Origin of the sequence: Pseudomonas sp. PDM03 (assembly GCF_014852385.1) — a bacterium.
Classification (GTDB): Bacteria; Pseudomonadota; Gammaproteobacteria; order Pseudomonadales; family Pseudomonadaceae; genus Aquipseudomonas; species Aquipseudomonas migulae.
The window spans coordinates 171,961-195,411 of sequence record NZ_JACVBM010000001.1 but is presented as its reverse complement, the minus strand read 5'-3'; the positions used below and the strand labels follow the sequence as shown (position 1 = coordinate 195,411).

The window sequence follows — 23,451 nt, the reverse complement described above, 5'->3', positions numbered from 1 at the left end:
CAATTACGCACTTTGAAGTCATCAGGTATATCGGAGGAAACCCCATGCTCGAAAATGGCGGTCGGAAGCGGGCTCAAGACGAACCCGACTCCGGAAATAAAGGCGTCGATTGTTCCAGCCGATTCCTGCTGGATCAGATCGCTGATAAATGGTCGGTACTGATACTCGCCGCGCTGTGCGAGAAACCGCTGCGCTTCAATGAACTCAAGCGCTGCCTGGACGGAATTACCCAAAAGGCGCTGACGCAGACCCTGCGTCGCCTGGAGCGCAACGGCATCCTTGCCCGGCGGGTGATCCCGTCCTCGCAGATCGCGGTGGAATACAGCATCACGCCATTGGGGCGCACGCTGGAAGAACCGTTCCGCGCGTTGTATCTCTGGACGTTCAATCACCTGGATGCCGTCATGCAGGCACAGACAGCGTTCGATGAACGTGAGATCGAGTTGCAATGAACCGCGATTCTAAAAATCACTGATCGTCGTCCCGGCGATCGTCTGCGCGAAGCCCATCCCGAGCAGTCGTGCCGGCGTTTCGAAGCCCGGTCGCCGTTCGTTATTCAATACCCGACGCGCAGCCTCCACCGCCGCCAACGGCGTGTAGGTGTATCCGTTGACGGTCTCTATGACCGAACGTGCAACTCTGCCATCCGCACCGGTGACTTCGGCGACTGCCCGGGCTCGATGAGCTTCACGCTGCTGTGCACTCGGGCCATCGGGAAGTTGAGACAGATCGCCTTCGGGGAAAGCATCACCCGTGATGTGCACGAACATGGCTATATCGGGGATGCCGGTGGAGTGCCACCCGGTAACCAGGTCACCGAACGACAGCGGCGCACACAGCACCGGGCCATCGCCGAAGTCGAAGTGTTCCGGTTGTGCATCGGGGGTCGAAACCAGTTCACCGCCGACACGCGCCAACAGGCCCGCGCCAATGATCTCGCTGACACTCAAGGCTGATCCGCGTGACATGGAGCCTGCGACCTGAAGCGCCACCCGCAGTGACTGCGGATCCTGCACACGGCGAGCGACATGCATCGCCAGGCAGTCTGTCGGCACCACGTCCCAGCCCACTCCGGGCAACAGCATCACGTCCGCCTCGGCAGCTTGCACGCCAAGCCGTTCCGCCAGCCGATAGACATTGATCTCGGCCGTGATATCCAGATAATCGACCCCTGCCTCGATACAGGCCAGCATCAATGGCCCCGCTGTCTGTGCAAAAGGCCCGGCGAAATTCAGCAGCACGCCAATACCTTCCAGGGATTGCACTGTCAGCATGTCGGGCGCAAAGACCCGGTAAGTAACGTCCAGTTGCGCAGCGAGCGGCATCAATCTGTCGGCATTGCGCCCAGCGATCACAACGTCCAGCCCCAGCGCCTTGGCATGCTCGGCAGCCATGCGTCCGGTATAACCGGTCGCGCCGTAGATCATTAATTTTTTCATTGAGTGTGCTGCCAGTTCTTGTAGACAAATTCGAGGCTGTAACCGTCCGGGTCAAGGACGTTGGCCGCGTAATAGTTCGGGTCGTAATGCAGGCGTGCGCCGGGTGCGCCATTGTCGATTGCGCCATGCTTCATGGCGGCGGCGTAAGCTGCGTCGACCTCGGCTTTGCTGCTCGCCACGAACCCCACGTGCACCGCCCTCCCTTCGACGACACCCTCGCGCAACCAGAAAAACATCCGTCCGTTGGCGCCGAAACCCTTGAGGTCCGGATGACCCGGCGGACCGTCCTTGCCGTCGAAATCGAGCCTCGCAGTAATACCAAGCGGCGTGAGTGCGGCGTCGTAGAACCGGATCGAGCGCTCGATATCAGTGACGCAAATGAAGATGTGATCAAGCATGTATCAGTCCCCCTGTTCAGATGATGTAGCCGCCGGCGACTTCGATAGTCTGGGCATTGATCCAGCGTCCTTCTTCCGACAGGAGCATGGCGATCACCCGCGCCACGTCTTGCGGTTCGCCCACCCGGCCAAGCGCCGTTTGCGAGGCCAGCAACGCCTCGAACTCGTCATTCAAGCCACCACCCAACTCGGTTCGGATCGCACCGGGCGAGACGGCATTGGCCCGAATGCGGCGGGCGCCGAATTCCTTGGCCATGTACCGGGTGAGCACGTCCAGCCCACCCTTGAAGGCGGCGTAAGGTGCCACGCCCGCCGTCGCCACGCGGGTGGTCGCACTGGTCAGATTGACGATGCCGGCGCCTTCCTCCATCAATGGGAGCAAGGCTTGGGTGAGGAAGAACGGGCCCTTGAGGTGGACGTTCAGCAAACTGTCGAACTGTGATTCAGTGACCGACTCAAGCGGATTGAACAAGCCGTGGCCCGCGTTGTTGACCAGACCACTCAGGGTGCTCACGCCCCAGGTCACCCGCAATGCCTGCACGACAGCCGTACGAAATATCCCAAAGCTACTGACATCGGCGACATCCAGTTCCAGCGCCACCGCCTTGCCACCCGCCAGCTCGATGCGACTTGCAACAGACTGTGCGGCCTGCCCATTAGTCTTATAGGTGAGGATGACGCCCATGCCCTGCCGCGCACACTGTTCGGCGGTGCTGGCGCCGATGCCACGGCTGCCTCCGGTGATGACGATAACGCCCATGTGATGCTCCGCTGTCGATGAGAAGAGCGACCACAGTAACCATGACCCACGTCGAGCACGCAGCCGTTCCTGCCCGATTCCTGCCTGTTTCTGCTTTTTACTTGCGCCCGTGTGTCCCGCAGATCAGCATGCGCCCATGAACACACAACTGATCGAACTTCGGGCGTTGGCGTCAAAGGCCGAGAACCGTCGCACTGAAACGGGTATCCCGCGCGTGGCCATGGTCCAGGGCGAAATTCCCGAACACATGCTCGCTGCTGTCTACGATCCGATGATCAACCTGATCCTCCAGGGCAGCAAATCGATGACCGTCGGCGATCGCACGCTGCACTACGACCCGGCGACGTATTTTGTGATGTCCATCGAATTGCCTGCGGTGGGAAGCGTGCACCCGGCGGTCTCGGGCGAGCCCTATCTTGCGGTCAACCTGACACTTGACCCGATGGTGCTCTCGACGCTGCTGGCCGACCTGCCAAAACCCGTTGGACGTTACGAGAACGACCCGGGATTTTCAGTGGCCGCCGTCACTCCGCAACTGATGGATGCATGGGTTCGCATGCTGCGACTGATGGAAAGCCCCGAGGAGATTGCAGCGCTCGCTCCCGTTTACGAACGGGAGATCCTGTACCGCGTGCTGCAAGGTCCTCATGGCTGGATGCTGCGTGAAATTGCGGCACCGGATACCGCGATGGCACGGGTAAGCCTGGCCATCCAGTGGATTCGGCAGTATTTCGCAGAGCCCATTCGAGTGGAGGCACTGGCGCAGAAGGCGGCGATGAGCGTGTCTGCCTTTCACCGTCACTTCAAGGCGGTGACGACGTTGAGCCCCTTGCAGTACCAAAAGCGCGTGCGATTGCTTCAGGCACGCACGCTGCTGGTGTCCAGTGCAAAGAGCGTCACGAGTGCGGCATTCGATGTCGGCTACGAAAGCGCCACTCAATTCAGCCGTGATTACGCCCGCGTATTCGGATTGCCGCCGGCGCGGGATACCGCTCGCATTCTGGCCGAGACTCGAGGACGTGAGCGGTAACCCGGCCATCCAACGGACGACGCAATCCCCCTTCACTCAACGAGCACATGCTCCAACACCACCTCCAGCGGGTGACGCAGTTGCTTGCTGGCCAGGCGCTTGACCTGGCTGCGGCACGAATACCCCGTCGCCAGCGCTTCACCCGCCTTCTCCAGCTTGCCCGCCCATGATTGCTCGAAGATAGTCCGTGAGGTCTCCTGGTTACGCGCTTCATGGCCGTAGGTGCCCGACATGCCGCAACAGCCGGTTGCCTCGGTCACCAGCTTCAGCCCAAGCCTGGCAAACACGGTTTCCCATTGCGATGTGCTGGCCGGGACGTTGGTCTTCTCGGTGCAGTGCGCCATCAAACGGAACGTCTGATCAGCGTGACGGGACCTTTCAGGCAACACATCAACCAGCCACTCCTGGGGCAGCAGGACTTTCGGGCAGCCGTCGAGGCCTGGCACTTTCTGATATTCCTGGCGATAGACCAGCGTCATCGCCGGGTCCAGGCCAACCAACGGCACGCCACAGTCGGCCAGGGCCTTGAGCTGATTGGCGTTGCGGATCGCCGCTTTGGCGAATGCACCGAGGAAACCCTGCACGTGCAAAGGCTTGCCGTTGGCACTGTAGGGCGCCAGAAACACGCGGTAGCCCAACTGATGCGCCAACTGGATATAGCTCGCCAACAGCGGCGTTTCAAAGTAGCGGGTGAAGGCGTCCTGCACCAACACCACGCTTCGCTCACGTTGTGCGGCAGTCAGTTCGCGCAGGGCGGGCACGCTGGCGACAGCGACTTTGCAGCGGGTCAACGTGGTCTGCAGGTCGAAGCGGTGGATCAGCGGACTGTCGAGCATGCCGACGTGTCGCTCCAGCAAACGACTCACCCATTTCGAACCCATCACCGCGTTGTACAGGCCCGGCGCGTACGCCATGTAGGGAATGGTGAACTCCAGCGAACCGATCAGATAATCGCGCATCGGCCGTTGATAGCGACCGTGATACAGCTCGAGAAAACGCGAGCGGAATTCCGGGACATTGACCTTGACCGGGCATTGTCCCGCGCAGGATTTGCAGGCCAGGCAGCCGGCCATGGCGTCGTACACCTCATGGGAGAAATCAGCCTCGCCGCGCGAGCGCGCCAAGTTGTTGCGCAGCCGCGCCGGCAACCCGCTCAACCACGTCAACTTGCCCCGGGCCGCTTGCAACACATCAATATTGGCTGCGCCTTGCAGACGCAACCACTCGCGAATCAATGACGCCCTGCCCTTCGGCGAATGCTGGCGTTCCCGGGTGGCTTTCCACGACGGGCACATCGCATCGTTGGGGTCATAGTTGTAGCAAGCGCCGTTGCCGTTGCAGTGCACGGCGCTGCCGAAACTTTGCCACACACGCTCGTCGATTTGCCGATCCAGATCACCGCGCAGCGTCACTTCGTTGACCTTGAGCAAGCCTTGGGCCGCATCCGGCGGCGTGCAGATCTTGCCGGGGTTGAGCTGATTGTGCGGGTCGAACGCGCCCTTGAGCGATTGCAGCGCCGGGTACAGTTCGCCAAAAAAATCGGGGACATATTCCGAGCGCAAACCCTTGCCATGCTCGCCCCACAACAGCCCGCCATAACGCCGGGTCAGCTCGGCCACGGCATCGGAAATCGGCTTGACCAGCGCGGCCTGCTTCGGGTCTTTCATGTCCAGCGCCGGACGCACATGCAACACGCCGGCATCGACGTGGCCGAACATGCCGTACGCCAGGCCATGGCTGTCTAGCAATGCGCGGAACTCGGTGATGTAGTCGGCCAGTTTCTCAGGCGGTACGGCGGTGTCTTCAACAAACGGCTGCGGGCGGACTTCGCCTTCGACGTTGCCCAATAACCCGACAGAGCGTTTACGCATGGTGTAGACACGGGTCACCGCTTCAGCGCCTTCGGCCAGCGTGTGCCCCAGCCGTTCGATCGTCGTATCGGCCTGCAAATGCGTCACGAACGACGCCACGCGAGCGTTCACCTCCGACAGGTCTTCGCCGCTGAATTCAACCAGGTTGATACCCAGCGTCGGGCGCTCGGCATCCGTCGGAAAATACTCGGCGACGCTGTGCCAGACGATGTCTTTCATCGCCAGCAGCAACACTTTGGAGTCCACGGTTTCGATGGACAGCGGCTTGTGCGCCAGCAATGCATTGGCATCGCGCAGCGCATCCATGAAGCTGCTGTAGCGCACGTTCACCAGCACCGAATACTTGGGAATCGGCAGCACGTTGAGCTTGGCTTCGACGAGGTAACTCAACGAACCTTCCGCACCGCACAGCACGCTATTGAGGTTGAAACGCCCCTGCTCGTCGCGCAGGTGCGCCAGGTCGTAACCGGTCAGGCAGCGATTGAGTTTGGGGAACACCGCCTCGATCAGCTCGGCCTGGGTTTCCTGGACCTGCCGTGCGGTGCGGTACACCTCACCGATGCGGCCGGGTTGCGCACACGCAGCTTCCAGCTGTGCGTCGGACAGCGGCTGGCTGTGCAGGCGCTCACCGCCGAGCAGTACGCTGTGCAGTTCCAGCACGTGATCGCGGGTCTTGCCGTAGGTGCAACTGCCCTGGCCGCTGGCGTCCGTGTTGATCATGCCGCCAACGGTGGCCCGGTTGGACGTCGACAGCTCCGGGGCGAAGAACAGTCCATGGGGTTTGAGCGCGGCATTGAGCTGGTCTTTGACCACGCCGGCCTGCACCCGCACCCAACGTTCGGCGACGTTGATTTCGAGGATGGTGTTCATGTGTCGCGACAGGTCAACCACGATGCCGTCGGTCAACGACTGGCCGTTGGTGCCGGTGCCGCCGCCACGTGGGGTCAGCTTGATCTGGCGAAAGCGCGGTTCGGCCATCAACGTCGCGATGCACACGATGTCGTCTGCATCCAGTGGGAACACCGCCGCTTGCGGCAGACGCTGGTAAATCGAGTTGTCGGTCGCCAGCACGGTGCGGGTGGCGTAGTCGGCACTGAGCTGACCGCGGAAACCGGCGGCACGCAAGGCCTGGAGGAATTCCGGGTACTGTGCGGCGGGTGCAGCGGTAGGCAACTGGGCGATCATCGCTGGAAAATCTCTTGTAGGTCTAATCACGGAAATCAAAATACTTGTCGCCTGAGCATTAATAGGTCAGCCTCAGGTCGTCGGCCAAGCCAATGATCCTGCAGGTTCCGACGCCGAACAAACGGATAATCCTGCCGCTATCGATGACTTTTACGAATGAATTACCGCCATCTCACCCCTTCCATGTCCTTGCTGCTGGCGTTTGAAGCCGCCGCCCGGCATGAAAGCTATACCCGCGCTGCGCTGGAGCTGTCACTGACCCAAAGCGCCGTCAGCCGGCAAGTCCAGGCGCTGGAGCAGCAACTGGGCCTGACGCTGTTTCGTCGAGAAGGTCGGCAGGTGCAATTGACCGACGTCGGTCGTCTTTACCAGCGGGAAATGAGCGACGCGCTCGGGCGCATCCGCAGCGCCACATTGCAGGCGCTGGCTTATCAGTCAGGCAGCGGCACTTTGCGCCTGGCCACATTGCCCACGTTCGGTTCGAAGTGGTTGTTGCCGCGTCTTCATGACTTCTACAAAACCCATCCCGGCATGTTGGTGCACATCAACTCCCGGATCGAAGCCATCGACTTCGAAACCAGTGGCATCGATGCCGCGATCGTCGTTGGCACGGCCGACTCGCCGGGCCTGATCAGCCATCGCCTGCACACGGAAGAGTTGATGGTGATCATTTCTCCAGAAGCGGCCGAGGCCCATGACGCCTGGACCCCGGAACGCATCGGCGGACAGACGCTGCTCAACGTCGCGAACAACGCCAACGTCTGGGGCGAGTGGTTCAGCCACCACGGCCTGCCCCATCGAATGATGCGGCTGGGGCCGAGTTTCGAACTCACTTCACACTTGATCCAGGCCGTGAGAGCAGGCATTGGTATCGGTCTGGTGCCGCGCATCCTGGTGACCGACGAGCTGGCCAACGGCGAGCTGATCAGCCTGGACCAACCCTTCGCCAGTCAGCGCAGTTACTACCTGACCTATCCACCGCGTAACGAACGGCTGCCGTCGCTGATCGCGTTCCGTACCTGGTTGCTGGCGCAAATATGACGGCGTCCGCCGATACACCGCGTCGTCTGCATCGCCAGCAAGCCGGCTCCTACAGTGCAGCGGCGCACACAAGACCCGGCCTCCCCCTGTAGGAGCCGGCTTGCCGGCGATGCTCGTTAACGATTAAGCGTTTCTACAGAATAAACGCGGCGCCTGTGAGTCCATCGCTGGCAAGCCAGCTCCTACAGTGCAGCGGCGCACACAAGACCCAGCCTCACCCCAATCCTGTAGGAGCCGGCTTGCCGGCGATGGTCGTTAACGATTAAGCGTTTCTACAGAATAAACGCGGCGCCTGTGAGTCCATCGCCAGCAAACTGGCTCCTACAGTGCAGCGGCGTACACAAGACCCAGCCTCCCCCAAACCCTGTAGGAGCCGGCTTGCCGGCGATGGTCGTTGACGATTAAGCGTTTCTACAGAATAAACGCGGCGCCTGTGAGTCCATCGCTGGCAAGCCAGCTCCTACAGTGCAGCGGTGTACGCAAGACCGAGCCTCACCTGAACCCTGTAGGAGCCGGCTTGCCGGCGATGGTCGTTAACGATTAAGTGTTTCTACAGAATAAACGCGGCGCCTGTGAGTCCATCGCTGGCAAGCCAGCTCCTACAGTGCAGCGGCGCGCACAAGACCCAGCCTCACCCCAATCCTGTAGGAGCCGGCTTGCCGGCGATGGTCGTTGACGATTAAGCGTTTCTACAGAATAAACGCGGCGCCTGTGAGTCCATCGCTGGCAAGCCAGCTCCTACAGTGCAGCGGTGTACGCAAGACCGGGCCTCACCCAATCCTGTAAACGAGCCGTTTTTGCTTCGCGCACTTCACTCCAACAGCGAAACCAGGCGTGGCTCTATTGCAGTCTCGAATACCTCCAGCAACGCCAACGTTACCGGCAACTTGAAGCGCCTGCGCCCCGCACTGCCCGGATTGAGATAAAGCACTTCACCGCGCCATTCGATGCACGGCTTGTGCGAATGGCCGGTGATCACCAGTTTTATACCGGCATCAAGCACGGCCGGGACATCGGCGAGGTCATGCACCAGCAACGCCTCCCACCCGTTAAGGTCGAAACGCAGGCAATCTTCAAGATCCTTTGCCCAGGGAGCATCAAGATCATTGTTCCCGCGCACGAAGTGCAGTGGGGCGATTGCCCCCAGCTGCTCAAGGATTTCGGAGCTACCGATGTCGCCCGCATGAATGATCCGCTCACACCCCTCCAAAGCCGCAAGGGCCTCAGGGCGGAGCAGTCCATGGGTATCGGAAATCACGCCAACCTTCATACAAAGCTCCCGACCAGGCTCAAGCAGTGGAGCATCGCAGACTAAACCAACGGCTGATGACTGGTCACACAATGAATACCGCCACCTCCGGCCGAGATCGCGTCGATGTTGAGCTGCACCACCTCTCGATCCGGATAGAGCCCGGACAACAGATCAAAGGCTTTGGCATCTGCCACCTTGTCACCAAACTCCGGAGCAATCACCGCGTCGTTGATCACGAAGTAGTTGATATAGCCCGCTGCAAAGTCCGGGTTGTTGCGGTTGAACCTGCTCTTTCGTGGATTGAGCGGCGGCGACACGGTATAGACCTGCAGCTTGCGGCCATCAGCATCCGTGGCATTTTTCAGAATGTCCAGATGAGCCCGCGTGACCTTGTAATCGTATGACTCAGGGTCGTTGTCGAGGTTGGCGATCACCACGCCAGGCTTGACGAAACGCGCGTAGAAATCGACATGGGCATCGGTGATGTCCTTGCCCTTGATGCCCGGCAGCCAAATGATTTTGCGCAGGCCCAAGCGGGCTTTCAGTTCTTCCTCGACCTCGGCCTTGCTCCAGTCCGGGTTGCGATTTTTATTGATCCAGCTGCTCTCGGTCATGATCCCGGTGCCGTGGCCATCCACTTCGATGCCGCCGCCCTCGCCCACCAGCTCGCTGCGCAGGTAACGCGCATCCGTGGCGTCGGCTACCTTTGCCGCCAGTTGCGCATCTTCGCTGTGCTGCTGTTTGTTGCCCCAGCCATTGAAGTTGAAATCCACGGCGCCAAGTACGCCCTTGTCATCAATGACGAAGTTGGCGCCGATGTCGCGCATCCAGATGTCGTCGAGTTCGGTGACGACATAGGTGATGTTGCTCTTGCCGCAATGCTCTTCGGCCAGGCTCCGCTCATGCTCACGACAGAAAACGGTAACCGGTTCATGGCGGGCGATGGTGCGCGCAATCAGGCCGATGGCCGCTTGCACGTCGGCGGTGAAATCCTCCCAGATCGCCTCTTGCGCACCAAAAGCAATGAAGGCTTGCTCGTGGCGATCGCCCTCATCCGGCATGCGCCAACCGACTTGGGTGGCTGCGTGCGCGGACAAAGGCGTCAGGCCGAAACCGATGGAGGCAACCGCCCCCATCCCCGCCACGACCGAAACCTGCTTGATGAACTCGCGACGCGTCGACATGTATTGATCCTTGGAAAGTGAACTCATTTCGCTGTGGCCGTCTTGAACTTGGTCCAGGTGCGCATCCGCGCGCGCATATCGGATTGGGGGATGTCCTTGCCCGGAATCAGCCGCGCATAGGTGGCCTCATCGAGGTAAATGTCCGGGTTGTTGCGCATTGTCGCATCGACGCTCGGCCGCGCCTTGGCGTTGGAGGTCGGGTAGCCGGTGAAGTTACTGATGTCGGCCATGTTCTGTGGTCGCATGACGAAGTTGATGAACGCATAAGCGTACTCCGGATGTTTCGCATCGACCGGAATCGCCATGGTGTCCATCCACACGGTGGTGCCTTCACGAGGGATGCGGTACTCGAATCGAGTGCTTTTGCCGGCGCTGTCTGACGTCCGTTGCGCCTGGGTCATGTCGCCGCTGTAACCGAGCGACACGCACAGGTTGCCGTTCACCAGATCGGTCACTGGTTGCGACTGGAACTTGCGAATGTGTGGCCGCAGTTTCATCAGCAATTCACTCGCCGCCGCGAGGTCTTCGGGCCTGGCGCTGCGCGGTTCCCGACCGAGGTAATTGAGCACCACGGCGAGCACTTCATCCGGTGAGTCGATCATCGAAATACCGCAGTCGGCAAATTTGCCGGCCAGTTCCGGCTTGAACAACATATCGAGGCTGTTGACCGGAGCATCGGGCAAGCGCTGTTTGATCTGCTCATCATTGTAGGTCAGGCCGATGGTGCCCCACGTGTAAGGCACGGTGGCCTGACTCGAGGTTTCATACTGCCTGCGCAGTTTCTGCAATCCGGGCTCGATGTCGTCCAGCGCGGTGAGTTTGCTGCGGTCCAGCGGCAGCAGGCTGCCGGCGCGCATCAAGCGTTCGGCCACCGTGTCGCCAGGGAAGATCAGGTCATAACCGCTGCCACCGGCGAGCATCTTGGCTTCCAGCGTTTCGCTGCCATCCATGACGTCATAGATCACTTTGATCCCGGTTTCAGCGGTGAATTTCGCCAGCGTGTCCTCGGCGAAATAATCGGCCCAGTTGTACAGCCTGAGGGTTTTCTCTTCGGCGTGCAGCGACGACGAGGCCAGTGCCAACCCCAAGGTGCCGAGCAACAACGTGTGCGCAATGCCCATATCAAACTCCTTGAGTGTTCCAGCGTGCATGAAGGTGACGACCGTCCTGACTCAACAGCGCCCCGTACATCTCAGGGCGACGGTCGCGGTAGATGCCCCAGCTCAGGCGCTCTTCGCGCATGGCGCTCAAGTCCAGGCTGTGCACCAGCACGCCGGTGCTGTCACGGTCGGCCTCGGCGAGCAATTTGCCCTTGTGATTGCAGATGAACGACGAGCCATAGAAGTTCATTTGCAAGCTCGGATCGGTGGTCGCCGCTTCTCGGCCGACGCGATTGGCGGCCACCACCGGCAGGATGTTCGCGGCCGCATGGCCACGCATGGTCATCTGCCAGTGATCACGGGAATCCAGATCGGCGCAGCCAGGTTCAGAACCGATGGCGGTGGGAAACAGCAAGACTTCAGCGCCCATCAACGCCAGGCAACGCGCGGTCTCGGGGAACCACTGATCCCAGCAGATCCCCACACCGAGGCGCCCGAACGCGGTGTCCCAGACCCGGAAACCGGTATCGCCGGGGCTGAAGTACTCCTTCTCCTGATAACCGATGGCGTTGGGGATGTGAGTCTTGCGATACACGCCCAACAAGCGTCCGTCGGCATCGGCCACGCTCAGAGAGTTGAAATAGGCATTGCCGGCCTTCTCGAACCAGCTCAGCGGCAGCACCACGCCCAACTCCTTGGCCAACGCGGCAAAGCGTTTGAGTACACGGCTGTATTGATATTCTTCGGCCAGTGCCAAGTGTTTGTGGCTTTGCTCTATGCAGAAATACGGCGTGGCAAACAGCTCCTGCAACAGGATGACTTGAGCACCCTTCGCCGCGGCCTCGCGAACCAACTGCTCGGCAAGGTCGAGGTTGTGCGGCAAGTCCCAGGTGCAGGGCATTTGGGTGGTGGCAATCGTCAATAGGGTCATGGCATCAACCCTTCACTGGCCAGGCAGGCTGCTGCTGGGTGATGCAATGCACCCCGCCGCCGCCATGGGCCAGATGGTTGATCCGCACCGGCACTACTTCACGCCCTGGGAATGCCTGGGCCAACACTTCGGCCGCTGCGTTGTCGGCATCGATGCCGTAGGCCGGCATGATGATCGCGTCGTTGGCGATGTAGAAATTGGTGTACGAGGCACAGAACACTTCAGCCTCAGTGTCCACCGCATCAGTGGCTTCATAGAGTTCGATCAGCTCGAACTTCCGGCCTTGGGCATCGGTGGCCAGTTCCAGCGCGCGGCGATTCTCGCGGGCCACTTCGGCATACACCGACTGCTTGTCGTGAGTCGCGTCCACCAGCAACACGCCGGGGCGTGCGAATGCGCAGACACCATCGACATGGCCGTCAGTCATGTCGCCGGTCACGTAGTCCGGATCGCCCGGCAGCCAGATGGTTTTCTTCACGCCCAGCAGACGCGTGAAAATCTCCTCCATCTCAGCCTTGGTCATCCCGGGGTTACGATTAGGATTGAGCAACACCGACTCGGTGGTGATCAGCGTGCCCTCGCCATCGACATGGATCGCCCCGCCTTCGTTACTCAGCGGTGTGCCGAAGCACGGCAAGCCCAGGTGATTGAGTGCGCGGCGCGCCAGGCCTTCATCGAGATCGTGCGCCGACTTGCCGCCCCAGGCGTTGAAACGCCAGCTCACACCGGCCAGCCCTTGTTGCGGGTGGCAGACGAAGCTTGGGCCGGAGTCGCGGCACCAACTGTCGTTCACCGCCAACTCGATCAGCTCGATGTTCGGACCACAAAGCGCTTTGGCACTCGCGACAGCCGACGGATCAACGACCATTTTCACCGGTTCGAAACGGGCGATGGCGTTGGCTACCCCGGCGAAATCCTTCTGCACTTTCGCCAGGGTGACGCGCCAACCCGACTCCCAGAGTGCCTGATTGTGTGGCCAGACCATCCAGGTCGCTGCGTGCTTTACCCATTCTGCCGGCATCAACCAGCCGCTGTTCTGAAGTTCGTTCTGCTGCATGACAATCGCCCTTGAGTTAAGTCATTGTGTTCAATGAAAATGACCTTTGCGGTCTTGGCATGCATGCTACGGCTGTAAAAACGGGCTAACAAACGATGGATTTTGCAGAAAAGTGATTAGAGGAACTTATCAATATGCTCAAGCACTGGCCTCCGCTCAGCACCCTTCGCGGCTTTGAAGCCGCCGCTCGCCTGGGCAGTTTTCACAAGGCCGCTGACGAGCTGCACCTGACCCAATCGGCGATCAGCCAGCAGATTCGAACGCTTGAGGCGTACCTTGAACAGCCACTGTTTTTCCGCAGTGGACGCAGCGTCAGCCTGACCGATGCCGGCCACGATCTGCTCAGCACCACGCAGGCGTTGTTGCAGCAATTGTCGGTCGGCATTCGTCGTCTCGGGCAATACCAGAAACCCAACCAACTGGTGCTCAACACCACGCCGACATTCGCTCGTCATTGGCTGCTGCCACGCCTGGGGGATTTTCGCCGGCAACATCCGGAAGTCGATCTGTGGATTTTCAGCACCGATGAAGTCCCGGACATGACCACCCAGACCATCGACCTCGCGGTGCGCGATGACATCAGCTCCCAGGCCGAATGCAGCTTCAAAGTGCTGCACGCCGACCGCCTCTATCCGGCCTGTCACCCGGATGTGTTGGCCGTGCCCATCGAGCAACGCACCACCCTGCACGGCGAGCGGGAAATGGACTGGAGCCATTGGGACGTCGAGGCCGGCATCGATGTGGGGCAGAAGGATCAGGGGTTGAATTTTTCCGACCCCGGATTGCTGCTGGACGCGGCGTGCGCGGGGTTAGGGATTGCACTGGTCAGCAAGCTGCTGAGTCGACAGGCGCGTGACAACGGACTGCTGCAACCGTTGGTGGAGGAAACCATTCGCGGGCCGAATTGGGCGTTGTTGACTCACCGTGACAGTGAGAACAATCCGTTGGCGCGCAGTTTTATCGAGTGGTTGCTGGGTAATCTGGCTCCCGCCGGCAAGACGATGTAACGAACAGTTCTCCGAGAGTGCCGTCGTTGTAGGAGCCGGCTTGCTGGCGATTGCATCACCGCGGTGTTCCTGAAAAACCGAGGCGTAATCAATCGCCAGCAAGCCGGCTCCTACAGATCGTGTATCGCGTTCGCGAACTCAGCCCTTGGCTGCCATCGCGGTCACTTCCACACGCATGCCTTCAACCGCCAGCGAGGCCACGCCCACTGCCGCACGCACCGGCCACGGTTTGGCGAAGAAGCGCTTGTACACCTCGTTGAACGCGGCGCGGTCGGCCATGTCGGTGAGGTAGATGGTCAGGTGCATGACGCGGTCCATGGAACTGCCGGCGCGCTCCAGCGCAACCTTCAATGCCTGCAACGTGCATTCGCTCTGCAGGGTGATGTCGCCCAGTTCCAGGCTGCCGTCGGCGCGGGTCGGGATCTGCGTGGAGACCAGAATGCCGTTGAAGCCGGCCACGTCGGAGGAGATGGAATCCGCGTCGGGATCAGGGGTGAAGGTGATGTCTTGGTTCGCCATGGGGTTCTCTTGTTCGAGGAAGTAAAAAGTGTGGGGAGTTTACAGCTTCACCGGGTGACTTGCGCCTCCCCTGCGGCGGGTGAATTGCTGTTCAGTCACCACGCTGCCCCACTGACTGCCTTGCTGTTCGTGGGTCAGCTCAAAACCTGCGGCTTCATAAAGTCGACGCGCGGCGTCCAGGCCCTTGAACGTTGCCAGCTCAATCGCCTCGAAGCCGAACCGGTCGCAGAACTCAACGGCCTCGCGCAGCAACTGACGGCCGACCCCGCCACCACGGCAACCGTCATCAAGGATGAACCAGCGCAGGTGGGCCTGGTTATTGCCCAGATCCTGCCCGTCGATGGCGATCGAGCCGACGATGCGATCGTTCACTGTCGCCACCCAGAGGTTGTTGCAGGGCTGGTCCAGACGCCCCACGAACTCAGCGATGCCGCTGGCGACCTTGCTCTCGAAGAATTGCCCGAACCCTGAGTGCCTCGCATAGAAAGCGGCATGCATTTCAGTCACACGTCCTACAACGCCAGGACGGTAACCGGCGCTGATCTCGACCGGGTTGCCCGGCGCTTTTCCTTCGCCGGTACGGTGTGCATTCAGGGCATGGGCATACGCCGCCAGCCCCTGGGCGACCGCTTGTTGTTGTGATGGATTCAAGTGCTCCAGCGCCGTTTGGACCTGCGTTCGCCCGTAAGCATGGATCGCAGCCACCGTGCGCCGGCCCTGCTTCGTCAATTGCAGGCGCTTGACGCGACCATCGCTGTCGGCACTTTCCACCAGCTCGCCGGCCTTGATGAGCTTGGCCACCATGCGGCTGACACTGGACTTGTCCAGATCGAGCAATTGCACGAGTTGAGCGGCGGTCAGCGCCAGGTGCGCTTCGATTTCCAGCAGCGCGTGTACGGCTGAAGGCGAGTAGTCGGTCGCCGCCAGCGTGGCGCGCATGAAGCCCAACTCACGCACCATCGTGCGCGACGCAGAGCGGATTTCTTCAATCAGAGCGGGATGAGTGGTCACTTCAGGCCTCCTCTGAAAAATTAGTTGCACCATACAACCATATTTCAAGGCGAGGGTTCAACAGGCGCTGAGTCAAACGCTCTGCATCAGTTATTTATACTCAAATGCCAGCTTAATAATATTTTACCGATAACAGGGTCATCCCTAGTCTTGAGCCCAAGAAATGGCAGGCCGTTCGCGACCTAAATCCAACTCGAAGGGTATAGAGATGACCACTGAAAAAATAAAAACAGATACGCTGATTGTTGGTGCCGGTCAGGCTGGCGTGGCCATGAGTGAACACCTGAGCAAACTCGGCGTGCCGCACCTGGTGCTGGAGCGCAACCGTATCGCCGAACGCTGGCGCACCGGGCGCTGGGATTCGCTGGTGGCGAATGGTCCGGCGTGGCACGACCGTTTTCCGGGCCTTGATTTTGACGACCTCAGCCCCGACGAATTTGCACCGAAAGAACGCGTGGCCGATTACTTCGAAGCCTACGCGAAGAAATTCAACGCGCCGATCCGCACCGGCGTGGACGTGCTGAAAGTTGAACGCAACGTTGGCCGTCCGGGTTTCACCATCGAAACTTCTGAAGGCGTGATCGAGGCCAACCGTGTGGTCGCCGCCACCGGGCCTTTCCAGCGTCCGGTCATCCCGCCGATTGCGCCGCAGGATCAGCCTTTCCTGCAAATCCACTCCGCCGATTATCGCAACCCGCAGCAACTGCCTGAAGGCGCAGTGCTGGTGGTTGGCGCGGGCTCATCCGGCGTGCAGATCGCCGATGAATTGCAGCGGGCCGGCAAGCAGGTTTACCTCTCGGTCGGTGCCCACGACCGCCCGCCTCGCGCCTATCGCAACCGTGATTTCTGCTGGTGGCTGGGGGTGCTTGGCGAGTGGGATCAAGCGGCGATGAAGCCCGGTCGCGAACACGTGACCATCGCGGTCAGCGGCGCACATGGCGGCCGTACGGTGGACTTCCGTGGCCTCGCTCATCGCGGCATGACACTGGTCGGCCTGACCCAGGCGTTCAACGGCGGCGTGGCGACCTTCCAGCCGAACCTGGCCGAGAACCTGGCGCGTGGCGACGAAAATTATCTGGCGCTGCTCAACGCCGCCGACACCTACATCGAACGCAATGGCCTGGACCTGCCCCAAGAACCGGAAGCGCGCATCACCTTCCCCGATCCGGACTGTGTGACCCATCCGATTCTTGAGCTGGACCTGGCCAAGGCCGGCGTGACCTCGATCATCTGGGCCACCGGTTTTGCCACGGACTACAGCTGGCTGAAGGTCGATGCCTTCGACGACAAGGGCAAGCCGCAGCATCAACGCGGTGTGTCGAGCGAACCGGGTGTGTATTTCCTTGGGTTGCCTTGGCAGTCCCGTCGCGGCTCTTCGTTCATCTGGGGCGTTTGGCATGACGCCAAGTACGTGGCGGATCACATCGCCATTCAGCGTTCGTACCTCGACTACCACGATGCGGCGCAACGCGAGGCTGAAGTTGTTTCGCTCGCCCCTAAAAAAACTGTCAGCGCTTAAGCCATTTTCCAGGAGCTTCACATGTCCACGCCAACCCATACCCGTATTCGCATGTTCAACACCAAGGAAACCTACCCGAACCAGAGCCTGGACAATGACCTGTGCCAGGCGGTCCGCGCCGGCAACACGGTTTATGTTCGCGGCCAGGTCGGGACTGATTTCGAAGGCCGTCTGGTGGGCCTTGGTGATCCGCGTGCACAAACCGAGCAAGCCATGCGCAACGTCAAGCAGTTGCTGGAAGAGGCTGGCAGCGACCTCAGTCACATCGTCAAAACCACGACTTACCTGATCGATCCACGGTATCGCGAGCCGGTGTATCAGGAAGTCGGGAAGTGGTTGAAAGGCGTGTTTCCGATTTCGACCGGGTTGGTGGTATCGGCGTTGGGGCAACCGCAGTGGTTGATGGAGATTGATGTGATTGCGGTGATTCCGGAGTAAGGAACCAGACCGAGTCGCGGCCATCGCGAGCAGGCTCGCTCCCACAGGGGATCTTCAGTGGTCACGGAATTGTGTACGACACAAATCCAATTGTGGGAGCGAGCCTGCTCGCGATGAGGCCCGTCCAGACACCTCATTTGCCAAGGAGTAAAACCCATGACCTTCTCCATCGCCGCCCGTTGCCCCGAAACCGGCCAGTTCGGCATTGCCATCAGTTCCTCCAGCATCGCCGTCGGCGCCCGCTGTCCGTGGCTGCTGCCGGGCGTCGGCGCCGTCTCCACGCAAAACATCACCCTGCCCTCTCTCGGCCCGGACGTCCTCGCCCTGATGGAGCAAGGCCTCGCCCCCTTCGATGCGCTGGACAAGGTCCTCACGCGCAACGGCTACAGCCAATACCGGCAGATCACCGCCATCGACCACCTCGGCCAGACCGCCCACTTCAGCGGCGCGCAAACCCTGGGCAACCACAACGCCGTGTCCGGCGAACAATGTGTGGCCGCCGGCAACATGCTTGCGGACCGGGGCGTGATCGAGGCGATGGTCGAGGCCTTCGAACACGGCGAAGGTCAACTGGCCGACCGCCTGCTCGCTGCGATGAAAGCCGCCATTGCCGCTGGTGGCGAAGCCGGGCCGGTGCATTCGGCAGCGATGGTGGTGGTCGGCGAACTGACCTGGCCGATCATCAACCTGCGGGTTGACTGGGCAGATGAAGACCCTATCGGTGGGCTGGAAAAACTCTGGGATGCCTACCGCCCACAAGTCCAGGACTACATCGACCGCGCCCTCGCCCCGGACAAATCCCCCGGCTACGGCGTCGCTGGAGACGACCGATGAGCAGCAGCCGCGACGTGCTGCAAACCCTGGTGGCGTTCGACACCACGAGCCGCGAATCGAACCTGCAGCTCATCGAGTTTGTCCGCGACTATCTCGCGAGTCTCGATGTGCCTTGTGAACTGATCTACAACGAGCAGCGCAGCAAGGCCAATCTGTTTGCCACGATCGGCCCGGCGGACAAGCCGGGCATCGTGCTGTCGGGACATACCGATGTGGTGCCCGTCGATGGCCAGCCGTGGACCGTTGCGCCGTTCGAACTGACCGAGCGCGATGGCAAGTTGTATGGTCGCGGTACGGCGGACATGAAGGGCTACATTGCTTGCGTGCTTGCCCTCGTTCCATCCTTGGTAAACGCTTCGCTGAGACTGCCGGTGCACATCGCGCTTTCGTACGATGAAGAGGTCGGCTGCCTCGGTGTACGTTCCTTGCTGGCGGAGCTGGAACAACGCCCGGTCAAACCGATGCTCTGCATCATTGGAGAACCGACTGAGCTGAAACCGGTGCTCGGGCACAAGGGGAAACTGGCGATGCGCTGCGATATTCATGGCGAAGCGTGCCATTCGGCGTATGCGCCACTTGGGGTCAATGCCATTGAGTACGCCGCCGAATTGATCGGTGAGTTGGGACGAATCGGTAACCGACTGAAAGCGCCCGAGCATCACGATGCGCGTTTCGATCCGCCATTTTCCACCGTACAAACCGGTGTGATTTCCGGAGGCAAAGCGTTGAACATTGTCCCGGCCGATTGCCGGTTCGACTTCGAAATACGCGCCCTGCCCTCGCATGATCCAAGTGAAGTCGCCCAGGAACTGAAAACTTACGCCGAGCAGCAAGTGCTGCCGCGAATGCGTGCGGTCAGTGAACAGAGCGAGATTCGCTTCAGTGAGTTGTCGGCGTATCCCGGATTGGCGACGGATGCCCACAGCGAAGCGGCTGAGTTGATCGCTGCATTTTCCGGCTCCAGGGAATTTGGAACAGTGGCCTTTGGCACCGAGGGCGGCTTGTTCGATGCAGCAGGAATTCCCACCGTTGTCTGCGGCCCCGGGAGCATGGATCAGGGTCATAAACCGGATGAATTCGTCAGCCTTGAACAATTGAACCGTTGCGATGAAATGCTGCAACGAATGCTCGCGTTCATCAGCCAATAAAACCAACACCCGCGACCGCACGCGCTCGCCATTGTAGGAGCCGGCTTGCTGGCGATGGCGTCCTCAAAATCGCCATCGCCAGCAAGCCGGCTCCTACAGGTTGTGTGGTGATGCAACGATCCCGAACACCCCAAATAACCCTGTGGGAGTGAGCCTGCTCGCGATGGCGGTCTGGCAGACAAATCAATGTTGACTGTCAGACCGCTATCGCGAGCAGGCTCGCTCCCACAGGTTTTTCGGCTGCCCGGCGACCTACTTTTTTTAACGTCTGTACCAACAAAACTACTAATTTATCTATCCCACCCCACCGCACACCATCAACTCCAACAAGAAAAGCGTCGCCCCACGCGGCGCTCACCGAAGTACGTCCACGTACTCAAAATTGCCTTGGAGTCCGTCATGGTTACCGCAGCAACAACCCCCACCCCGCTCATCGAAAAACACACCATCGGCTACGTGCCACCCGAAGATCGCCACGGCAAAACCCGTGACTTGTTCACCCTCTGGTTCGGCGGCAACATCGCCCCGCTGCCCATCGTCACCGGCGCCCTCGGCGTGCAGATGTTCCACCTCAACCTGGTGTGGGGCATTGTCGCCATCCTCGTCGGCCACCTGGTCGGCGGCGTGCTGATGGCACTGCACTCGGCGCAAGGCCCGCAGATGGGCATCCCGCAAATGATCCAGAGCCGCGCCCAGTTCGGTTCCCTCGGCGCGCTGCTGGTGGTGCTGATCGCCGGCATCATGTACATCGGCTTTTTCGCCTCCAACATCGTCCTCGCCGGCAAGTCTCTGCATGGCGTGGTCGACAGCGTGCCGGTGCCGGTCGGCATCGTCATCGGTGCCCTCGGTTCCGGCATCATCGGCATCATTGGCTATCGCTTCATTCACGTGCTCAACCGCATCGGCACCTGGGTGCTCGGCGCGGGTATCGTGCTTGGTTTCGGCTACATCTTCACCCACGTGCAGACCGCCGACTTCCTCACGCGCGGCAGCTTCAATATTTCCGGCTGGCTCGCCACCGTGTCCCTTGCTGCGCTCTGGCAAATCGCTTTCGCGCCTTACGTCTCCGACTACTCGCGCTACCTGCCGGCCAACGTGCCCGTCGCCGCAACCTTCTGGACGACGTATCTGGGCACCGTGTTCGGTTCCAGCCTCTCGTTCATCTTCGGCGCAGTCGCCGTCCTCGCCACGCCCGTCGGCATGGACACCATGGACGCCGTCAAACTCGCCACCGGCTCCATCGGCCCGTTGATGCTCGTGCTGTTCCTGCTCAGCGTCATCAGCCACAACGCCCTCAACCTCTATGGCGCGGTGCTGTCGCTGATCACCTTGGTGCAAACCTTCGCCTACCGCTGGATCCCCACCGCCAAAAGCCGCGCCATCCTGTCGATCATCCTCCTCGCCGCCTGCTGCTTTGCCGCTGTCGGCGCCTCCGCCAACTTCATCGGCCACTTTGTCGACATGGTGCTGGTGTTGCTCGTGGTGTTGGTGCCATGGACCGCGATCAACCTGATCGACTTCTACGCCATCCACAAAGGCCAGTACGACATCAATTCGATCTTCAAGGTCGATGGCGGCATCTACGGCCGGTACAACCCGCAGGCGTTGCTGGCGTATGCGATCGGGATCGTGGTGCAGATTCCGTTCATGAACACGCCGCTGTACGTCGGGCCGATTTCGGAGCACATCAATGGGGCTGACTTGTCCTGGCTGGTGGGTCTGATCATCACCTCGCCGCTCTACTACTGGCTGGCCAATCGCGACACCGCGTACAAACGCCGCCTCTCCACTGGGAAACTCGCCAATAACCTCTAACCCCTCACATTCCAATTGCAAAAAAACCGCATTAATGCGGTTTTTTTTATTATTGGATCCTCTTTTTCAGATCCAAGACGTTGACTATCACGCACTCTGAAAACGCCAATAAAACCGTTATTAAAAAATTGACATGTTTCAGCAACTTTACACCTTAAGAAAAATTTTATTTGGTTGATTGAAGAGTTGTAACGCTGGTGTTGCACCGCTCCAGTGCCGGCGCGAAAAACCGATATAGTATCCCGCCTGATTTTGGTGCAAAAACACATATTCTATCCATATTTCAAATCGGAATAAGTTAGATATCCAACTGATTTTATTGATAATTTTTATTATAAATTCGTATATGGTCTTTTGGCACTTTCCTTGTAACCTCCACTCTTAATACTGCCGGCACGAACTGTTCGAAATTTCTGTTAAAAAAAATGACAGTGCCAGGATAATGTTTGTCTACACTCTTGATTCTGCGATTGCGGGTCCGAAAAACACGTTGAACAAAACTGCCGCTTAGTTAGCCAAATAGAGCAACTGTCGGCCTGTGTGGCATGCCGATGGCCATCCGAAATCCGGGTATATGGGGAACTTACCAATGCGTATCAGCATATTTGGTCTGGGGTATGTGGGCGCTGTATGCGCGGGCTGTCTTTCTGCTCGCGGTCATGACGTAATCGGCGTGGATGTCTCGCAAGTCAAGATTGACCTGATCAACCAGGGTAAATCGCCTATCGTCGAGCCCGGCCTGGAACCGCTGCTCGAACAGGGGGTGAACTCGGGGCGGCTGCGCGGCAGCAGTGATGTAAAGGCGGCCGTGATGGACACGCAGATGTCATTCCTCTGCGTCGGAACGCCCTGCAAGAAGAATGGCGATCTGGATCTGGTCTACATAGAGTCGGTCTGCCGCGAGATCGGCGAAGCCCTGCACACCAAGGACAGTTGGCATACGGTGGTGGTGCGCAGCACGGTGCTGCCGGGCACCGTGAAGAATGTGGTGATCCCGATACTGGAAGACTGTTCCGGCAAGAAGGCCGGGGTCGACTTCGGTGTGGCGATCAACCCGGAGTTCCTGCGTGAAAGCACGGCGATCAAGGACTACAACTGTCCACCCATGACAGTGATTGGTGAACTCGACCAACGCAGCGGTGACCTGCTCGCCTCGCTCTTTCAAGAGCTGGACGCGCCGCTCCTGCGCCGCAGTATCGAAGTGGCCGAGATGATCAAGTACACCTGCAATGTCTGGCACGCGACCAAAGTCACCTTTGCCAATGAGATCGGCAATATCGCGAAGGCCGCCGGCGTGGACGGTCGCGATGTGATGGACGTGGTCTGCCAGGACACCAAACTCAACCTGTCGCGTTATTACATGCGTCCCGGATTCGCATTCGGCGGTTCCTGCCTGCCCAAGGATGTGCGTGCGCTGAACTACCGCGCCGGGCAACTGGATGTCGAGCACCCGCTGCTGGCGTCGATCATGCGCAGCAATGCGGCGCAGGTTCAGCGAGCCTTCGACATCATCACCAGTTACGGCAAGCGGCGTATCGCCCTGCTCGGCCTGAGCTTCAAGGCCGGCACCGATGACCTGCGCGAAAGCCCGCTGGTGGAGCTGGCCGAAATGTTGATCGGCAAGGGCTACGACCTGCATATCTTCGACCGCAACGTTGAATACGCGCGCATCTATGGCGCCAACAAGGACTACATCGAATCGAAGATTCCGCACCTGGCTTCGCTGCTACGCGCAGACCTTGTGAAGGTGATCGACGAGGCGGAGGTGATTGTGCTTGGCAACGGTGACGAGTCCTTCAGAGCCCTCGCGCTTGAGGTGCCCGAGGGCAAGCAGGTGGTTGACCTGGTGGGTTTCATGCCACACACCAGTGACGATCAGCTAGAAGGCATCTGCTGGTAAGAGCGACACCGA

The 23,451-nt window shown here is 60.0% G+C and carries 21 protein-coding genes; 10 read left to right on the top strand and 11 right to left on the bottom strand.

From position 1 onward, the window contains the following. Positions 1 to 44: 44 nt before the first annotated feature. Positions 45 to 452, top strand: coding sequence for a winged helix-turn-helix transcriptional regulator (locus IB254_RS00880; protein ID WP_192415813.1), 408 nt, complete (start codon positions 45 to 47; stop codon positions 450 to 452). 9 nt (positions 453 to 461) lie between these two features. Here the strand turns inward: IB254_RS00880 and IB254_RS00875 are convergent, their stop codons facing one another. Genes IB254_RS00875 through IB254_RS00865 form a run of 3 tightly spaced genes read right to left on the bottom strand, consistent with a single transcriptional unit; the run spans position 462 to position 2,597 of the window. After that, positions 462 to 1,439, bottom strand: a complete 978-nt coding sequence (locus IB254_RS00875) for a saccharopine dehydrogenase family protein (protein WP_192415810.1) — start codon at positions 1,437 to 1,439, stop codon at positions 462 to 464. Then, positions 1,436 to 1,837, bottom strand: coding sequence for a VOC family protein (locus IB254_RS00870; protein ID WP_192415808.1), 402 nt, complete (start codon positions 1,835 to 1,837; stop codon positions 1,436 to 1,438). The genes IB254_RS00875 and IB254_RS00870 overlap by 4 nt, the downstream gene beginning before the upstream one ends. Before the next feature lie 16 nt (positions 1,838 to 1,853). Next, positions 1,854 to 2,597, bottom strand: coding sequence for an SDR family NAD(P)-dependent oxidoreductase (locus IB254_RS00865; protein ID WP_192415806.1), 744 nt, complete (start codon positions 2,595 to 2,597; stop codon positions 1,854 to 1,856). Positions 2,598 to 2,733: 136 nt separating this feature from the next. Between IB254_RS00865 and IB254_RS00860 the strand changes: the two genes are divergently transcribed. Continuing rightward, positions 2,734 to 3,627, top strand: a complete 894-nt coding sequence (locus IB254_RS00860; protein WP_192415804.1) for an AraC family transcriptional regulator — start codon at positions 2,734 to 2,736, stop codon at positions 3,625 to 3,627. A gap of 32 nt (positions 3,628 to 3,659) precedes the next feature. Here IB254_RS00860 and IB254_RS00855 read toward each other — a convergent pair whose 3' ends face one another. After that, positions 3,660 to 6,683, bottom strand: coding sequence for an FAD-binding and (Fe-S)-binding domain-containing protein (locus IB254_RS00855; protein ID WP_192415802.1), 3,024 nt, complete (start codon positions 6,681 to 6,683; stop codon positions 3,660 to 3,662). 156 nt (positions 6,684 to 6,839) lie between these two features. Between IB254_RS00855 and IB254_RS00850 the strand changes: the two genes are divergently transcribed. Continuing rightward, positions 6,840 to 7,724 (top strand): LysR substrate-binding domain-containing protein, encoded by an 885-nt coding sequence (locus tag IB254_RS00850; RefSeq protein ID WP_192228267.1) that lies wholly within the window; start codon positions 6,840 to 6,842, stop codon positions 7,722 to 7,724. A gap of 811 nt (positions 7,725 to 8,535) precedes the next feature. On the opposite strand, the gene IB254_RS00845 is transcribed toward IB254_RS00850, so the two are convergent. Genes IB254_RS00845 through IB254_RS00825 form a run of 5 tightly spaced genes read right to left on the bottom strand, consistent with a single transcriptional unit; the run spans position 8,536 to position 13,248 of the window. Beyond that, entirely contained in the window at positions 8,536 to 8,994 is a 459-nt protein-coding gene (locus IB254_RS00845) for a metallophosphoesterase family protein (RefSeq protein WP_192415799.1), read from the bottom strand. A gap of 41 nt (positions 8,995 to 9,035) precedes the next feature. Continuing rightward, on the bottom strand, positions 9,036 to 10,160 hold the full coding sequence (locus IB254_RS00840) for an agmatine/peptidylarginine deiminase (protein WP_192415797.1): 1,125 nt from the start codon (positions 10,158 to 10,160) through the stop codon (positions 9,036 to 9,038). Positions 10,161 to 10,183: 23 nt separating this feature from the next. Further along, positions 10,184 to 11,281: an extracellular solute-binding protein gene (locus IB254_RS00835; protein ID WP_192415795.1), complete on the bottom strand. Its 1,098-nt coding sequence runs from the start codon at positions 11,279 to 11,281 to the stop codon at positions 10,184 to 10,186. A 1-nt stretch (position 11,282) separates the two neighbouring features. Beyond that, complete coding sequence (gene aguB, locus IB254_RS00830) at positions 11,283 to 12,191, bottom strand: N-carbamoylputrescine amidase (RefSeq protein ID WP_192415793.1); 909 nt, start codon at positions 12,189 to 12,191, stop codon at positions 11,283 to 11,285. Between the two features lie 4 nt (positions 12,192 to 12,195). Next, positions 12,196 to 13,248, bottom strand: a complete 1,053-nt coding sequence (locus tag IB254_RS00825) for an agmatine/peptidylarginine deiminase (RefSeq protein ID WP_192415791.1) — start codon at positions 13,246 to 13,248, stop codon at positions 12,196 to 12,198. 134 nt (positions 13,249 to 13,382) lie between these two features. On the opposite strand from IB254_RS00825, the gene IB254_RS00820 reads away from it, so the two are divergent. Then, positions 13,383 to 14,255, top strand: coding sequence for a LysR substrate-binding domain-containing protein (locus IB254_RS00820; protein ID WP_192415789.1), 873 nt, complete (start codon positions 13,383 to 13,385; stop codon positions 14,253 to 14,255). Positions 14,256 to 14,393: 138 nt separating this feature from the next. On the opposite strand, the gene IB254_RS00815 is transcribed toward IB254_RS00820, so the two are convergent. Beyond that, positions 14,394 to 14,774 carry a RidA family protein gene (locus IB254_RS00815; RefSeq protein WP_008027160.1) on the bottom strand — a complete coding sequence of 127 codons (381 nt, stop codon included), beginning with the start codon at positions 14,772 to 14,774 and terminating at the stop codon, positions 14,394 to 14,396. Positions 14,775 to 14,813: 39 nt separating this feature from the next. Then, complete coding sequence (locus IB254_RS00810) at positions 14,814 to 15,785, bottom strand: GNAT family N-acetyltransferase (protein ID WP_192415787.1); 972 nt, start codon at positions 15,783 to 15,785, stop codon at positions 14,814 to 14,816. A gap of 208 nt (positions 15,786 to 15,993) precedes the next feature. On the opposite strand from IB254_RS00810, the gene IB254_RS00805 reads away from it, so the two are divergent. The 6 genes from IB254_RS00805 to IB254_RS00780 all read left to right on the top strand — a co-directional run bounded on the left by IB254_RS00805 (position 15,994) and on the right by IB254_RS00780 (position 23,439). Further along, positions 15,994 to 17,304, top strand: a complete 1,311-nt coding sequence (locus IB254_RS00805) for a flavin-containing monooxygenase (protein ID WP_192415785.1) — start codon at positions 15,994 to 15,996, stop codon at positions 17,302 to 17,304. Positions 17,305 to 17,325: 21 nt separating this feature from the next. Beyond that, a complete protein-coding gene (locus IB254_RS00800; protein ID WP_008038953.1) occupies positions 17,326 to 17,742 on the top strand; it encodes a RidA family protein in 417 nt (138 codons plus the stop codon). A 156-nt stretch (positions 17,743 to 17,898) separates the two neighbouring features. Beyond that, positions 17,899 to 18,576, top strand: coding sequence for a DUF1028 domain-containing protein (locus tag IB254_RS00795; protein WP_008038956.1), 678 nt, complete (start codon positions 17,899 to 17,901; stop codon positions 18,574 to 18,576). After that, positions 18,573 to 19,724: an acetylornithine deacetylase gene (gene argE / locus IB254_RS00790; RefSeq protein ID WP_192415783.1), complete on the top strand. Its 1,152-nt coding sequence runs from the start codon at positions 18,573 to 18,575 to the stop codon at positions 19,722 to 19,724. The genes IB254_RS00795 and argE overlap by 4 nt, the downstream gene beginning before the upstream one ends. 399 nt (positions 19,725 to 20,123) lie before the next feature. Then, positions 20,124 to 21,539, top strand: coding sequence for a purine-cytosine permease family protein (locus IB254_RS00785; RefSeq protein WP_192415781.1), 1,416 nt, complete (start codon positions 20,124 to 20,126; stop codon positions 21,537 to 21,539). Between the two features lie 589 nt (positions 21,540 to 22,128). After that, a complete protein-coding gene (locus IB254_RS00780) occupies positions 22,129 to 23,439 on the top strand; it encodes a nucleotide sugar dehydrogenase (RefSeq protein ID WP_008027175.1) in 1,311 nt (436 codons plus the stop codon). The last annotated feature ends 12 nt before the right edge of the window (positions 23,440 to 23,451 follow it).